Below are 15,724 nucleotides of genomic sequence, written 5' to 3'. Positions count from 1 at the left end.
TTTTGTTATGCCTTTTGTTTAACTTCACTAACTTTCTTTTCAGCTACAATAAAATGTGGTCTACGTTTTGTTTCATAATAAATACGACCGATATATTCACCAATAACCCCTAGGAATATGAGTTGAATACCGCCAATAAATAGTATAGCGGAAATGAGAGTAAAGTAACCAGGAACTTCCACACCACCAAGGATGATTTGAACGAACGTAGTGATTACATATAAAAGTCCAAAAATGGTTGTTAGTAATCCGAGATATATAGATAGACGTAACGGTTTATTATTGAATGAAATTACACCATCAATTCCGTAATTTAATAATTTCGAGAAGGTCCATTTACTTTCTCCATCAGAACGTAATACATTTTCATATTCAATGATTAATTCGTTATAACCAATCCAAGAGAATAAGCCCTTCGAAAATCGGTTGTATTCACTTAAAGATACTAAAGAATCCACTGCTCTTCGGCTTAAAAGTCTAAAGTCACCAATACCATCTACTAATTCAATATCTACAAATTTATTCATTACTTTATAGTAAAGACGAGAGACGAAAGAGCGAACGGGTGAATCACCAGTTCTTGTCCTTTTTGCAATGACTTGGTCGTAGCCGTCGTTATATCCTTCTAACAGTTCTTTTATTAATGTAGGAGGGTGTTGTAAGTCAGCATCCATAATAACGATTGCATCGCCTGTAGCATATTTTAAACCTGCTAACATTGCAGCTTCTTTTCCGAAGTTTCGACTAAACGATATATAGTGTACCGATGAATCTGCACTAGCTAAATCACGTAAAATATTTAAGGTATCATCTTTACTACCATCATTAACAAAAACAAATTCATAATCGGTAGTTAATTTATGAATTTCAAGAGAAGTCTCTGAATAAAAGGCACGAAGCACCTTTTCCTCATTGTAGCATGGTACTACTATTGAAAGGGTCATGTTAGGACCTCCTTAGGTGTAATTTTAAACTGGGCATGAAGTAAAAGTGAAGCAATCATCTTCAACTTTTACTTCACTTCATTTTAATAACTTTTTTTAAAACGATTTTTTAATTTTGAATATCTTTTCGTATCTCCAAGAACTAGAAGCGAGATGCAAATGATAAATGAAATGATAGAAATAACGAGACCCATTTTGAAATAAGGTGTGACGTATTTCATTTCAACTACATGTTGCCCTTTAGAAATAGGAACGCCAATAAAGGCGGAATTAGCCTTCGTAAATTCCGTTTCTTTACCGTCAACTTTTATTGACCATCCTTTACTATACGGTACCGATAAATATAGTAATCCATCCTTAGTGGAATTAATCTCACCTTTTAAGGAGTTACCTTCATAGTAAATGTTTTGTAGACTATTTTCTTTTAAAGTATTTACTTTTTTAGGGACAGTCTGATAGTTAGTACTGTTGATTTGTAAGTCTTTCAACTCATATTGACCAGGAGTAGGAATAGAAATGATTAGCTCGGTTGGCTTCGCATCTTTTCCTAAGTTGTAAACAAATCTTTCTAACGGATAAGCATAAGCTCCATCCTCATTACCTTTTATCATAGATTTGTCATTCACGGTAACTCCAAATGATTCCTTGTTTATATTTCTAATTTTAATTTCAACAAGAAGATCACCTAACATATCGTTATTATCAATAGGTACTATTATACGCCCGTTTTCATGAACAGTGAGTATATCTTTCTCTTTCTCTATATTTTCCCACTTCATTTTATTTGGATTAATCTTAATTTGTTTTGAATCTAGCTGTTTTGTATTAAATTGTTTTAATGGAAGACTTCCAACATCATTTACAACTACAGCATCTAATAAAAGTTGATCTTTCTCGGCAAAATTAAGTTTTGAAAATTCTTCATCACTTATTCCAGCTTCGTATACATAGCCTAATGGTAGTGCAAATTCATTTTTATAAATGTTGTAAGGACCTACTTGTTGTAAATGCTTATAGCCATAAGGAATTTCGGTTTTATTAGCACCTTCACTTAGTACATAATATTTTACCCCTAGCATGTTCTCAAGGAATAATCGTTTATCTAACTGGAAGAACATAGATGGGCTATCATATCCTTGGAAAACATTGTACTTATTCTTCATAAAGTCATGAACATGATAATTGACTAAGCTTTGATAAGTACTTGTACCATGATAACCTTGCAACATCGGCGTATTTTTATAATTATTGTTTGGATTGATAATTCGATAAAAATCTTTATCTTGATTTTGTATATAACGAATTGCGTCAATTTCATCCTTATTATCAAGACCTGGCCCATGTAATGATTCTTTTGTCACGCCTGCTTGATTAAAGTGTTTACTAAGAGAAAAATCTGAATAGAAGTAATTAATAAATATTACATTGACGAGTACATTTAATACAATGAAACATTGTAAGGCTACTTTTGATAAATAGCGCCATAGTAATATTGTAATAATAGATAATACAGTAGTGCAAATTAAAATTTTATCAATCGTTTGTAGCGGCTGTGCGTTTATATTTACTTTTCTATAGAATGCGTAAATAAATAATGCTGTTGCTAGCAAAGGACCTATTAAAGAATTGACATTCTTTTTGTGGAGCAGCATCCAATCTAGAATGTAGGCGACAGTTTGCGCAACCACAAATGCAAATAAGTAAAACCATCTGTATTGCATAGCAGAAAAGCCATTAAATACGGAATACGTATATGGAAGCATATATAGCACTAACATAAACCCAGTAAAGAGCAATTTATTTGTGACAAGTTTATTGCGTATTAGAAGCGCGCTAGTAATAAGGAAGAGGATGAAAACAGGGAATGCAAGCTGATAATCCTCTGTATTATTAATGAAAAAGATACTTTCCATTAAGTTTTTATAAAACGTATCTTCAAAAAATAACGGTATAGTAAATTTTGTAGCGAGTCGATCGGAACTAAATACACCATTTACAGATGGTATAAAGCAAACAGCAGATAAACCTAGTGATAAAGCATATAGAAAAGCAATTCTAATATAATAAATTATAAATGTTTTAATTGTTTTGTTCTGCTGTGTAGCGAAATATTGGAAAAAGGCATAAATATAGATAAAAATACTAGTAATGAAAGCGAAATAGAAATTTGATGCAAGCATAAGTGCTGTTGCAAACAGGAATAATCCCTTTTTTCGCTCTAAAATATATTTATCTAATCCCCATATTACTAAAGGTAAAAACACTATAGCATCTGCCATGAAATCCCATAATAAAGAATGGCGAATGAAAGTTACACATCCTCCATATATAATGGCAGAAATGAAAGAAGAAAAAATAGTTTTATTGTGATAACGTAAAGAACCATACATGAATAACATCGCTAATGTACTTTTTAAAATACTCATATATAGCTTCATCTCAAAGATTTGGTCAAAATTTAGTTTAGGAAGTAGAAGTGTAAGCCAGAAAAATGGTGCTGTACTATAGTAATAACTAAATTCTCCGAATAAATCTCCACCTAATCCATAATCCCAAGACCAAAATAAATTCCCATCTTTAAATGCGTGTTGTAAAAGGAATGTAAAGAAACTGAATTGTGATAATGCATCTCCCGTACTAGAAAATACACTGTCTGATTTTAGGAAAAAGTAATGAAAAGCAAATGCACATATTATTAATAATGGAATAATAATAAGTGTGCTTTTAGTGAAAAATGTTCTTTTATTTACTTCTGAAGTCATTAAATAAATAAGCCTCCTTAAATGCAATTGCCACATTCTTCATCTCTGGATATCGTTTTAGGATGAAGAAAAACTATGTATGAATCGGCGATTTTTAATAGTATTAATAAAGTGTTCATTTGTGCAATTTGTGTTAAATTTAGGGCGTGAATAGTTAATATTTACATGAAGAATTAACTATGAATTACCTTAATAATAGCTGTTGTACATCTAGTGCTGTTCGTTTCCAAGTATAATCATTCCAGAAAGGCAAGTCAATTTAAGATATAGATTGGAAAAGGGCTCATTTTTTAAGTGAAGAAGATAAAAATAAAAACTTCAAATTTGATTTGAAGTTTTTATTTTTATTTATTTTCGAGCCAGTTTTTTATTTATAAATCCTAAAATCAATCCGCGTATTTGTGGATCGATTGCAAGACCGATAATACCGTATAATATACCAGTAATTGTTAAAGCAACTAGTGGCGGTAAGGTAATTAATATTGTACGGTATAGAATATAGCTGATTATAAAGGCTAAGGTATTGAATATAATCCCTTTAAATAGTAAAGAGAAGCCTTTACGAACAAATAGAGTGAATCCGATTAATAACGTAATCTCGGTAAGGATAGCGGCAATAGCGGCTCCCATCATTCCAAACTGACCACCTAAGACGATGTAACTTATAACGGCAACAGCTAGTCCGATTCCCATTGTTGTTGCGCGTTTCCATTGTTGACCAATTGTCGTTAAATTATCAGCAAGTGGATAGTTAATAGATTGTAGAATGACCATAAAGGCTAAAATGGCAAGAGCATCACCAGCTGGAGCATATTCTTCACCTAACAAAGTAACAATCCAAAAGCTTGGATCAGCGATAAATGGAATGGAGATCCCCATTCCTAAGAAAGACATCAGTTTTAATTCAAACTGAGATAGTTTTCTATGTTCATCAATATTCTTTTCATTTCCAAACGCAAATAATTTTGGATAGAAGGCTGCTGCAATTACACCAGGTATTTGATAAAGGACTGCAGGTATTTTCGATGCAGCTCCAAAGAATCCAACTTGCTCATACGTCGAAACTTTTTCTAATATAATAGGGCCTAACTGTGGTAAAAGCATAATGATAATGCCATTGATTGTGAAAATCAGCAGTTGATCTAAAATTCCTTTGTCCCAGCCCTTATGAACTGTCGTATGGCGGAGTACCATTATGAAGGCGATGACTCCTGTTACAAGACTAGATATCCCGTACATGGCAGCGACTGTCATAAGTGACCATTTCAACGACATTCCTAGTAGAAGCGCAGCTGCGGCTGTTACACCTTGTAGTACAGAAATAATCGCTGTAAATTGCATACGTTCTGTTACTTGGAAATAAGCCATTCCAACGCCTTGTAAAGTTGCTCCAAACATTGTCGGTAGTACAACCCAATATACCATGGCACGTAAGTAGACATCCGTATAGAAGAACTGAGCAAAAATAGCGAAGAGTACAGAAATTACGACAGCTAATACGAAACGAATGCGTAAATAACTACTGATTAGTACGCTAATATTTGCATCTTTTCTTGTTCCTTCACGCATAAACGTATGTGTCAAACCTGCATCTGTGAAATAACAAATAACAGCGGAAACTGCTAATGCAGTTGTAAACATTCCATACTCACCAGGAGAAACGTATCTTGCAAAGAGAATCGTCGCGATAGCAAGTACAAATCGAACAGTAATATTTCCTACAAATAGGTAGGAGGCATTTTTAAGAATCTTATTTGTTTTCATGAGAAAAAACCTTTCTATTCTTTAGGACTTTTTTAGTTTGTCCTATTTGTAAATTTGATTTGTTTACGGAAAGAGAGGTGAGTACTATATTTTCGGTTTAAGAAAACAGAAATTTAATTCGCACAAACCAAAGCATTGCATATAGTTTTTTACTACGCTTTCCGTTTTTTGAATAGATTTTACGGCAATATTTCTTTATATCTTTTTTGATTAATTGAACTTGAGCATTATCCAATTGAGAGTTTTCTTTAATGTATATACAAGCATTATTGATAACCGTATAAGGGAATAAATAAGTCTCAAGAATCTCAATAAGTGACTGAGGGTCTTTCGTAATGAAGTCTTGAGATTTATTATGTACCCAGTCTTTCATACGATTGAATACTTCCAGTTCTTTAGTGGTTTTTAATTCGTAATCTTTATATTTAGAAGAAAGATTTCCTTCCGATAAGATTCTATAATATGTTAAGTATTCATCGACATAGCATACATTTGTCACACTCATTAGTTTAAATAAAAACTCCAAGTCTTCTCCCCAGCTACATCCTGGTGTAAAACGGATATTATGATTCATTGCGATAGAGCGTTTGAAAATCCAAGTACTTGTTTGAGCAACAACTTGGTGTGTTAAGAATGCTTTTGCCATATCACCTTTAATAAAGTTTGTTGTATGCTCAACCTTTTCACCTGTTTCTTCGTAGAAATTCATATAACCACAATAGCACGCGTCCATGTTGTTTTTATGCATACTCTCGATTTGTTTCTCAATTTTAGTTGGATGCCATAAGTCATCACTATCAAGGAAAGCGACATATTCTCCGCTAGCATTTTCAATCCCTGTATTACGAGCTACTGAAACGCCTTGGTTTTTTTGGTGAACGTATTTTACTTGCCCCGGATATTTTTCTGCAAGATTTTTTACGATAGAAGGTGATTGATCTTTACTTCCATCATCTACAATTACAATTTCAATGTTTTTATATGTTTGATCCAGTATTGACTGCATTGTGTCTTCAATATATTTTTCTGTGTTATACAGAGGTATGACAACAGAAACAAGTTGTTTTTGTTCCATCATAGAATTTTTATCTCCTCAAATTTTTTATGTCTTGCACCATATATACAAGCCTTTTGAAAGGAAGAAGATTACAAGAACATCTGTATCAGTTTAACGCATATAAACTTTGTAAATCAACTTTCTATTATTGTACTTTGTATACAAAGTACAATAATAGAATATATTTTCTTGTGAAAATATATAAATAAAATTTGAAAATTATGTATTTTAAGGGGAAATATGAAATGTTAAGGCGATTTGCGCTTCGTTTTGCAACTTTACAAACACATGGTGCAGATTTGACTCTAGCTAGCGATGATATAGGTTATCAAAAAATGGAAACTATTTTATTGGAAACAGGAATGTTAATATATCATGAGCTTGATAAAACACCTATTCATATTATGCCAGGTTTTCCAGTGTTTTTAGTTACTGTATTTTACTTTTTTGGAAATGGTAATAAAGGCCTTTTTGTAGCTAAATTAATTATTATCCTATTAGGAGTACTTATTATTTTACTAACTTATAAGATTGGTACTTATTTATTGAATCCCACTGCAGGATTAATAGGTGCTTTCTTATTAGCGGTGTATCCTCCAGAGATTGTTGTGGAAAATTTAACAGAAGGACAGTTTCTATTCTTTTCATTGGGATTATTATATTGGAGCTTAAAATTAGCTGATACTCATAAAACGAAACATTTTCTACTTTTTAGCATTGTACTTACGCCTACAAGTTGCTTTATATCCAATACTATTATTTATATATCTTTTAATGAAGCGCTATCCATTCCGCATTATGATGAAGCAAGCGATAGTATTTTTTATAATAAAAAATACATGCAAGGAAGGACCTGTGCATGTATGATGAGAAGATTATGTTAAATATTCCAAGGCTTACTTAAAGTTAAAACTTCAGCCATCTCTTTACTTTTTAAACGTCCCTTTTTTCGGTTTTCCGCGCGTTCTAAACCGGTTGTGTGTAACCAATGTTCTTCCTGAGTTTCAGGTAGTACTTGTGGTACGGACGAAGGTTTTCCATCTTTTATAGCCACAAATGTAATAAAGCAAGTAGCAGCAATTCTACGCTCGCCTGCTAATAAATTTTCTGCGATTACTTTTACGAAAACTTCCATTGAAGATTTCCCTGTATAACACACAAATGCTTCATAACAAACAGAATCAGCTTGGTGAATTGGAGTTAAAAAATCAACTGAATCAATAGATGCTGTTACGCAATGTTTACGACTATGTCTTGCAGCCGCAATTGAAGCAATACTATCAATTTCTGCTAATAATTTCCCTCCAAAAAGTGTTTGGTGATTATTTAAATCGTTAGGAAAAACACGTGTTGTCTTAATTGCTTTAGATTCTCGCATGAATTTCTTTTCCATATATTCAGCCCCTATAGTCTGTTTTCAATCAGAATAATATGTGTAAGTGGAGTACTCATATTAGATATTTAATGAAGTAAAGTGTATTCCAAAAGAGGATTATTTAAACTTCTGTATTTGTATTCATGTAACTGAAAGAAAATTTATTTTATCTAAAATGTAGTGTAAAAGAGGATTCGCTTACATTGCAAGTAAAAAGTAATGACTATGTATTCGTCATAGAAATTCCCTATCAGCCGTGTACCCATTCATGATAGAATCATTTTGTTATGAATGGAAATAGAGGTGCAATGGACATATGAATCATATACAAACAAATTTTTCATCTTTCTTCAATAAAATTACGATCGGTGCGATGCTCGCATTTTTCGTTTATAGTTGTTGGGTAGCATTTGAGACAAGTAAGCAATTCTTTGGAGGAAGTACAACAAGTGTAACAATCATATTGGCAATTTTCGTCATACTTATTTTGTTAGTGGCATCAATTCTACAATATCGTTTTACAGATAAACAATTTCTTATTTTTCTTATAAGTATATCTATAGTTGTGAGGCTTAGTATGCTGTTATTTGTAGATGCTCCAATAATTGGTGATATGAAAGTGATGTATGAGTCTGCAAAGCAGATTGCAATTGGTAATAATATAGGGACTGTAACTCATTTGCCTTTTATTATATATGAGTCAGTAATCATTCGTATATTCGGTGATACATTATTCGCTTTACAACTATTTAATGTGTTATTTTGCGCAGGAACCGCATTTTTTATTTATCGTATTGCGGCAATGGTTTTTGGAGAAGAATGCGGTCGTATTGCTTCTATATTTTATGCTCTGTATATCCCAAATATATTGCTGAGTTCCGTATTAACTCCTGAGTCACTTGCAATATTTTTATTTTATTTTGCTTGTTACATACTTTTATATAAAGGGTTAGATCATCCTTATATGTGGGTGTTTTCAGCGGTTTTATTTGCATTTAGTAATATGATTTTTCCAATGGGATTATTTCTTCCTATTTTTATCACTGTATATGTATTATTAATTGAAGTGTCTCAATCAGCAACGAAACAAAAAGCGTTACTAAAGATGGTAGGGATACTTATTCTATTTTATAGTACTCATTTTGGTGTGAATTATGGAATTAAGGCAATGGGATTGTCACAATATACGATTTCGAATGAGACGTATGTTCAATCTGTCTTAATTGGAAAAACGAAACATGAGGAAAAAATATCGAAAAATCAAAGTGTAACAGAGCATATTGATCAAAAGTTAAAAGAGATTGAGAGAGAAAGATTTAAACTTTTAGAACCGATGATAAATCAGTTTTCAGATGAGGGGATAAATTCTATTCTTTTCAAATGTGAAAAACTGATATATATAGCCGTAACATTGTTTATGACTATAGCTCTATTGCACTTCCTTATTAAGAAACAACAAAATGAAGGGTATATGTTGTTTTTATTTTTAATTAGTGGCTACGTATTGTTAAGGTTTTTCCAAGTAGATATGGCATATTACAATGTAATTATGCCGGCATTGTTTATTTTGCAGAGCTTTGGTGTTTATATGAGTTATGTGTATTGTCAAAAAATATTTTTCAGAAAATAAAAAGAATCCATTCTGGATTCTTTTTTTGATGGAAGATGAAATTTAGTAGTCAGTGCAAAATGGAAAGTATGCCGGACCTGAATTTTATTCCGCTATTTTCCGGACAGTCAGACCCCACCTCAAAATCAGCGAAAGCAAAGAAGTTAGGTGGGGGCGGACTGCCTGTAAAAGCCCGATTGTTGAGGGCTGATTAAAGTTTCACTTTATCTTATCGATTTAGTTCTAGTTGTAAATTATCGGCTGTTAGAGCCATTTGTGAGGAATCATCTTGAATTCCTTTCATTACTTGTGAAATAGCTTGTAGCTCATGTTCAATTTTCTTATTCTGTTCTTTTGAGTTAGACATATCTTTTACAATTTCTTGGAAGTATCGATCTGTTGCCGACATACTATCCGTTCCTTCTGATACGAGAGAGCTAATTTGTTTCACGGAAGACGAGACACGGATAATTTGTTCATTTGTTTTTTCGACGAGCTTTGTAACGTTAAAGATAGATTCTTTCGTTTGCTCTGATAATTTTCGGATTTCACCAGCAACAACAGAAAACCCCTTCCCAAATTCTCCGGCACGTGCAGACTCGATAGCAGCATTTAGTGCGAGTAAATTTGTTTGCTCCGCGATTGATTTAACGATATCTATGATTTCGTTAATTTTGTTAGAAATATCAAGAAGTTCATGAGTATCTGTAATAATCGTTTCCATATTCATTTGAATAGATCCCATTCGTTTGTTTTGCTGGTTTAATTGTTCTTTCCCTTTATTCGCTTTTTCTTCAGATGTTGTAGCTAATGATGTACCTGTTTTAGCAATCTCTACAATAGTTTCAGACTTAGCGGTTAGTTTTTGAATAGAAGAGCTTGTCTTTTCAGATACAGCAGCTAGTTCTGTTGCAATATGCGTAATTGTCATAGCAGTTAGTTCTTTTTCTTTCTCATGCTCTTTTTGCATTCTTTCATATTCAGATTCATAAGCTGCAAGAACAAGTTCTTGTTCAAGAGTGAATAATTTATTTATGACATTTATAGAATAGGAAAAATCATCGATTGTTGTTATTTTTGTTTGCAAAATCTTCATGATAGAGCGGAATAATTCTTGATAAGCAGCAGTATACCATTTTCGATGTAAACCAATTTGCACATGTCTTTTGGCGATTCTAACACGCTGTTCAATGAAATCTTCATGCATATTGCCGCTGAATAATTCTTTAATATGTGTTTTTAAAGTTTGTTTTAGTTTTGGAATAGAGCTGTAACGTTCAATAATAGTAATTAAATTAGGTTGTTTTGTAATGTTGGCATAGAATTTTTCAGTAATCCAATCAATTTCTGCATAAATAAAAGGCTGTAGTACTTTTACAACTTGTAAATCTTCTTTTGAAATATGTAGCATATCCATTTGAATTTTCAATTCAGAATTAGTAGGTACATTAAAAGTTATTTGTTGGTCCTTACTTAATTCGATTATACTGGCATTTGTTTTATTAATATTTTTTCTGAAAACCCCAAGCATCATTCTTCCCCCTGTATATAAAACGTTTTCAATTTTAAAACTAATATAGAGTAATTATATATGCTTATATATAATTACTCTATATTAGTTCGTTGAATAGTATATAAATTAAGAGAATTCTAGATAGAATTCTCTTAATGGCCTTTATTAATTTTAGCATGTGTTTTAAAGAAAACAGGGAAATGCACATTATATATTACAGTGACGACACGAATAACGAATGTTACTAATAAACAAACATAGAAAGCTAATACGTGCGCCCCCATAGCGTATGTGATTAGGAAGCTAATTGCTCCTAAGATAGAAGCGATTGCGTAAATCTCTTTTCGGAATACGTAAGGGATATCTTGAGCACAAATGTCACGCAAAATACCGCCTCCAATACCTGTAATGACTCCCATTGAAACAACTAGAAATGAGGCGTCAACATGATGTGACATTGCCGCATTTGCACCAATAGCTGTAAAAACGCCTAATCCAACAGCATCAGAAAGCATAATAACGACTTGAAGTTTATTGATACGCTCAAAAAACATACAAGTAAATAATGCTGATAATACACTTACGAAAAAGTAAATGGGTTTTACAAATGCGACAGGGGGCAGGTTACCAATCATGATATCACGAATAATACCGCCGCCGAGCGCAGTAGCTACAGCTAAACAAAGGACACCAAATAAATCTAAATCTTTTTTTAAACCAACTAATGTACCAGAAATGGCAGCGGCGATAATGCCAAGAAACGTAAATATATCGATTAATAACATGGCCTTAATCCCTTTCTCTTAAAGATGTTCCAGAGAAAAAATATACACTAAAGTATTGGAAATAACAATTACTTTTCGTTACATGTATAAAAACGGATAAAATACATAAAGAAAGCGTTTGAAAATGCTTAGGAGAAAACGAAGCAAGGTTAATCTTTAGTTGTAAGATAGCCGAGTGGGTGTTTGTATGTAATTATTAAATTTTATATACTTATAAATAAATTAACAAATGTTACTATAATGCTGATAATAAGTGGAAGAGTGTTAGATAGTTTTTATAGAGATAGGGAAGAATAGCTAAAGGATAATGTTTTCTAGCACTACTTAAGCTGGATTTGGTTAGTTTCGGCATAAAAATAAGTTCTCAATTTAAATATGAGTTATGTTATAATTGCTAGGTGTGTTTTAACGATAATAAATTATGATTAAAAGATAATGTTAAGATTTTGTATGGAGGTCTTGGAATGTTAGCAAATCAAGCTAGGGTTAGATTTGAGCATTTTTTGCTCTTTTTTATTATTTTACAGCCTGTTTTAGATTTATTAACGTCTCTTAGCATCACTTTATTAAAGTCAAATGCTACCGTTGGAATTTTAGTAAGATTCCTTATTATGGCTGTTGGTGGTATTTACATTTTAATTCAGGCAAAAGAGAAGGAAAATAGAAAGTTTTTAATTTATCTTATATTATTAGCCGGCGTTTTAGGGATAGGATTTATTAATAACAAACTAGTTAAGGATCCTATTGTACTTGGTGAAGAAGTTAAATTCGTTGCGAAAGCATTATATATATATATTATGCTGGGATCATACATTTTAGCTTTAAAATCATTGAAAACGAAAGTTAATATTAGTGATAAGGTTCGAAATAGTATTGTATATTCTACATTAATCATTAACGCAATTATGGTTATTTCTATTTCAACATCTACTGACTTTGGTAGTTATGAATGGATGAAGGTTGGTTCTCGAGGTTGGTTCTATGCAGGGAATGAACTAGGTTCAATCTTAGCTATTATTTTCCCTATTGTGGTACTATATTCTATTCAAAAAACAAAGAGCTGGAAACATATTTTATATTGGATTCCATCACTTTTAATGATTTACTCATTAATTCAAGTTGGTACAAAAGTAGGAATGGGCTCAATTGGTGCTACGTTGGCAGCAGCAATCGGGATCATTGTACTACAATTATTATTTAATAGAAAAAATCCGAACAAAAAATCTCTTGCACTTAACGCAGTAATTGCTATTGTCCTATTAGCTGGTGTAGTTGGGACGTTTAAACAAACACCATTAGCACAAAATATGGGCATTCATAATAATTATTTATCAGAGCAAAATGTGGCTCAGCAAGGCCAAAAAGAACAAGAAATTAAAGATAAGTTGAAAAAAGAACAAGAACTTAAAGCAAAAGAAGAAAATCATCATAAAGTTGAAAAGCCAGAAGAAAAGGCGAAGATAGAAGAGGAAGTTAAGAAAGAACTTGAGAAAGAGCAAAAGAAAGAAAATCAAGAAAACCTTATTTTCAGTGGACGTCAAGTATATGAAGAAAGACATAAGCAGTTCTTTAAAGAAGCGCCAATGTCACAAAAGTTATTAGGAATGGGTTATGCAGGTAACTTTAAATACAATGAACAAAAGCAGCCAGATCCAAAACTAATTGAAATGGACTTCCATGATTGGTTTTACGATTTCGGGATTATTGGCTTTGTATTACTAATGATTCCATTTATTTATTACGGGCTAAGAATTCTACTAGCATTTGCTACGAGATTTAAGGACATATTTAATATAAAATATGGAATGATTTCAGCAAGCTTATTGTTAGCGTTAGGTATTGCTTATATTGCAGGACATATTTTAACAGCACCAGGAGTTGGAATTTACTTTGTAGTGGTGTTAGCTTATCTAATAGTAGACCTAGAAATTGAATGATAAAAATAAAAGCTAACTTTTGTTAGCTTTTATTTTTTAGTACAGTAAAATAAAAATAGATGGAAACGTAGCGAGGATTTAAAGGAGGAAAAAATATGAGAATATTGCATATGAATGCAGGAGCAGAAGATGGGGGAGGGAAAACACATATTATTTCACTTCTCGATCAGTTTCCAACTGGTGAAGTAGAATTAGCAGTATTTGAAGATGGAATTGTTGCGAAGGAAGCAAGGGAGTTAGGGATAAAAGTCCATGTGTTTTCACAAAAATCGCGCTATGATTTATCCATTTTAAAGAATATAAGTGAATTTATTAATAAAGAAAAATTTGATGTAGTTCATACACATGGTCCTAGGGCTAATTTCTATGTTTCTTTAATGAAAAAGAGAATAAAGGCAAAATGGGTAACGACTATTCATAGTGATCCATTTCAAGACTTTACTAAACAGGGCTTAAAAGGTTGGATTTTTACGAAATTAAATTTGAAAGCCTTAAAAAATATAGACTTATTTTTCGTTGTAACAAATAGATTGAAAAAAAGCTTGGCAGCATTAGGCATTTCAAATGACAAGATGCATGTTATTTATAATGGAATTGAATACGATCAGGAAAAAGCAGAAGGCTATAATAAAAAAGAAATGTTCAATATTGATGAAGATGTATTTACGGCAATCCAAGTAGCACGATTACATCCCGTCAAAGGACATGAAGTTTTATTCGATGCGTTACAACAAACAAAATTAGAGAAAATTAAAGTATTATTAGTTGGCGATGGCCCATTAGAAGAAAATCTAAAGTCATTAGCTACTGAAAAAGGGATTAACGATAAAGTAGAGTTTTTAGGACATCGTCAAGATGTAAAACAATTATTTGCGTCGTCACATGTAAATTTATTAACTTCCCATAGTGAAGGGTTCCCACTAGTTTTATTAGAAGCGGCAAACCAACGTGTACCATCAATTGTGACTAGGGCTGGAGAAATTGAGCCATTAATCGTAGATGAAACTTACGGATGGATTGTGCCAACAGGTGATGGAAAGACATTAGCATTAGCTTTAGAAGAAGCGTATGATAAGTGGAAAACGGGAGAATTAGCAGCAATGGGTAAACATATTTATGAGCATGCTACTATGAACTTCTCACTTCAAAAACTATATGAAGATACAAAAGAAACATATAAGCAATTAATAGCGAAAAACTTGTAATGATAGAGAGGATAGTTAACTATGGCAGTACAAACAGTTGATATTCTAGGCGTTCCTTTTTCTACAATGACAATGGATGAAACGGTCCAATATTTAAAAGAACAACTAGAAGCGGAACGAACTCATACGTTTCAGGTAGTAACAGCAAATCCTGAAATTGTTATGTGCGCAAAAAAGGATGAAAAGTTCTATCAAACATTATTGAATACAGATTTAATTACACCTGATGGTATTGGGGTTGTAAAGGCAAGTGGTATGCTTGGTACACCTTTAAAAGAGCGTGTAGCAGGTTTTGATTTAATGTGTAATTTACTTGCGAAGTTATCAGAAGATAGTAAACCAGTATCTGTTTTCTTATTAGGTGCAAAGCCGCATGTTGTACAAGCTGCAGCAGATCATTTAACAAAGACATATTCAGCTGTATCCATCGCCGGTACACAAGATGGTTATTTTAAACAAGAAGACGAAGAGAATATTATTTCTCGCATTCAAGAAGCAAAACCAGATTTATTACTTGTTGCACTCGGTTTCCCGAGACAAGAGAACTTTATCCAAAACAATAAGCATCGTTTAGAAACGAAAATGGCTGTTGGAGTGGGTGGAAGTTTAGACGTATGGGCTGGAGAAGTAAAACGTGCACCAAAATGGATTCAAGCGATTCATTTAGAGTGGTTTTATAGATTATGCAGTAATCCAACACGCTGGCGTCGTCAGTTAGTATTAGCGGAATTTTTAAAAGAAGTAATGCGTTCGAAAAAGTAGCGAAATATCGC

At 32.5% G+C, this 15,724-nt stretch carries 11 protein-coding genes and 2 pseudogenes; 5 read left to right on the top strand and 8 right to left on the bottom strand.

All coding sequences use genetic code 11. The features are described from left to right. Positions 1-5: 5 nt before the first annotated feature. The 4 genes from ACO6VI_RS07765 to ACO6VI_RS07750 all read right to left on the bottom strand — a co-directional run bounded on the left by ACO6VI_RS07765 (position 6) and on the right by ACO6VI_RS07750 (position 6,548). A complete protein-coding gene (locus ACO6VI_RS07765; RefSeq protein ID WP_043935117.1) occupies positions 6-944 on the bottom strand; it encodes a glycosyltransferase family 2 protein in 939 nt (312 codons plus the stop codon). Positions 945-1,027: 83 nt separating this feature from the next. Continuing rightward, positions 1,028-3,706 carry a YfhO family protein gene (locus ACO6VI_RS07760; RefSeq protein WP_065229621.1) on the bottom strand — a complete coding sequence of 893 codons (2,679 nt, stop codon included), beginning with the start codon at positions 3,704-3,706 and terminating at the stop codon, positions 1,028-1,030. A gap of 348 nt (positions 3,707-4,054) precedes the next feature. Then, entirely contained in the window at positions 4,055-5,470 is a 1,416-nt protein-coding gene (locus tag ACO6VI_RS07755) for an oligosaccharide flippase family protein (RefSeq protein WP_029443701.1), read from the bottom strand. Positions 5,471-5,567: 97 nt separating this feature from the next. After that, the gene (locus ACO6VI_RS07750) at positions 5,568-6,548 is read right to left on the bottom strand and encodes a glycosyltransferase family 2 protein (protein WP_098818234.1); all 981 of its coding nucleotides are present in this window, start codon (positions 6,546-6,548) and stop codon (positions 5,568-5,570) included. Positions 6,549-6,748: 200 nt separating this feature from the next. Between ACO6VI_RS07750 and ACO6VI_RS07745 the strand changes: the two are divergent. Next, positions 6,749-7,346 (top strand): annotated as a pseudogene (locus ACO6VI_RS07745) (4-amino-4-deoxy-L-arabinose transferase); the annotation flags it as partial. A gap of 61 nt (positions 7,347-7,407) precedes the next feature. Here ACO6VI_RS07745 and ACO6VI_RS07740 read toward each other — a convergent pair. Next, positions 7,408-7,920, bottom strand: a complete 513-nt coding sequence (locus tag ACO6VI_RS07740) for an acyl-CoA thioesterase (RefSeq protein WP_000412126.1) — start codon at positions 7,918-7,920, stop codon at positions 7,408-7,410. A gap of 298 nt (positions 7,921-8,218) precedes the next feature. On the opposite strand from ACO6VI_RS07740, the gene ACO6VI_RS07735 reads away from it, so the two are divergent. Beyond that, positions 8,219-9,532, top strand: a complete 1,314-nt coding sequence (locus ACO6VI_RS07735) for an ArnT family glycosyltransferase (RefSeq protein ID WP_098033493.1) — start codon at positions 8,219-8,221, stop codon at positions 9,530-9,532. A 208-nt stretch (positions 9,533-9,740) separates the two neighbouring features. Here the strand turns inward: ACO6VI_RS07735 and ACO6VI_RS07730 are convergent, their stop codons facing one another. The 3 genes and pseudogenes from ACO6VI_RS07730 to ACO6VI_RS07720 form a co-directional block, all read right to left on the bottom strand. Continuing rightward, positions 9,741-10,442 carry a methyl-accepting chemotaxis protein gene (locus tag ACO6VI_RS07730; RefSeq protein ID WP_372430521.1) on the bottom strand — a complete coding sequence of 234 codons (702 nt, stop codon included), beginning with the start codon at positions 10,440-10,442 and terminating at the stop codon, positions 9,741-9,743. A 54-nt stretch (positions 10,443-10,496) separates the two neighbouring features. Continuing rightward, a pseudogene (locus ACO6VI_RS07725) lies at positions 10,497-11,042 on the bottom strand (protoglobin family protein); the annotation flags it as partial. 134 nt (positions 11,043-11,176) lie between these two features. Continuing rightward, positions 11,177-11,809 carry a trimeric intracellular cation channel family protein gene (locus ACO6VI_RS07720; RefSeq protein ID WP_000924377.1) on the bottom strand — a complete coding sequence of 211 codons (633 nt, stop codon included), beginning with the start codon at positions 11,807-11,809 and terminating at the stop codon, positions 11,177-11,179. Between the two features lie 464 nt (positions 11,810-12,273). Here ACO6VI_RS07720 and ACO6VI_RS07715 point away from each other — a divergent pair, with 464 nt between their 5' ends. From ACO6VI_RS07715 to ACO6VI_RS07705, 3 genes are all read left to right on the top strand, one after another. Continuing rightward, on the top strand, positions 12,274-13,746 hold the full coding sequence (locus ACO6VI_RS07715; protein WP_053563281.1) for an O-antigen ligase family protein: 1,473 nt from the start codon (positions 12,274-12,276) through the stop codon (positions 13,744-13,746). Positions 13,747-13,841: 95 nt separating this feature from the next. Continuing rightward, a complete protein-coding gene (locus ACO6VI_RS07710) occupies positions 13,842-14,951 on the top strand; it encodes a glycosyltransferase family 4 protein (protein ID WP_001221224.1) in 1,110 nt (369 codons plus the stop codon). A 21-nt stretch (positions 14,952-14,972) separates the two neighbouring features. Beyond that, complete coding sequence (locus ACO6VI_RS07705) at positions 14,973-15,713, top strand: WecB/TagA/CpsF family glycosyltransferase (RefSeq protein WP_000290751.1); 741 nt, start codon at positions 14,973-14,975, stop codon at positions 15,711-15,713. The last annotated feature ends 11 nt before the right edge of the window (positions 15,714-15,724 follow it).

Origin of the sequence: Bacillus sp. PSXD-155 (assembly GCF_049310765.1) — a bacterium.
GTDB lineage: Bacteria > Bacillota > Bacilli > Bacillales > Bacillaceae_G > Bacillus_A > Bacillus_A cereus.
This window is presented reverse-complemented; position numbering and strand designations above follow the sequence as displayed.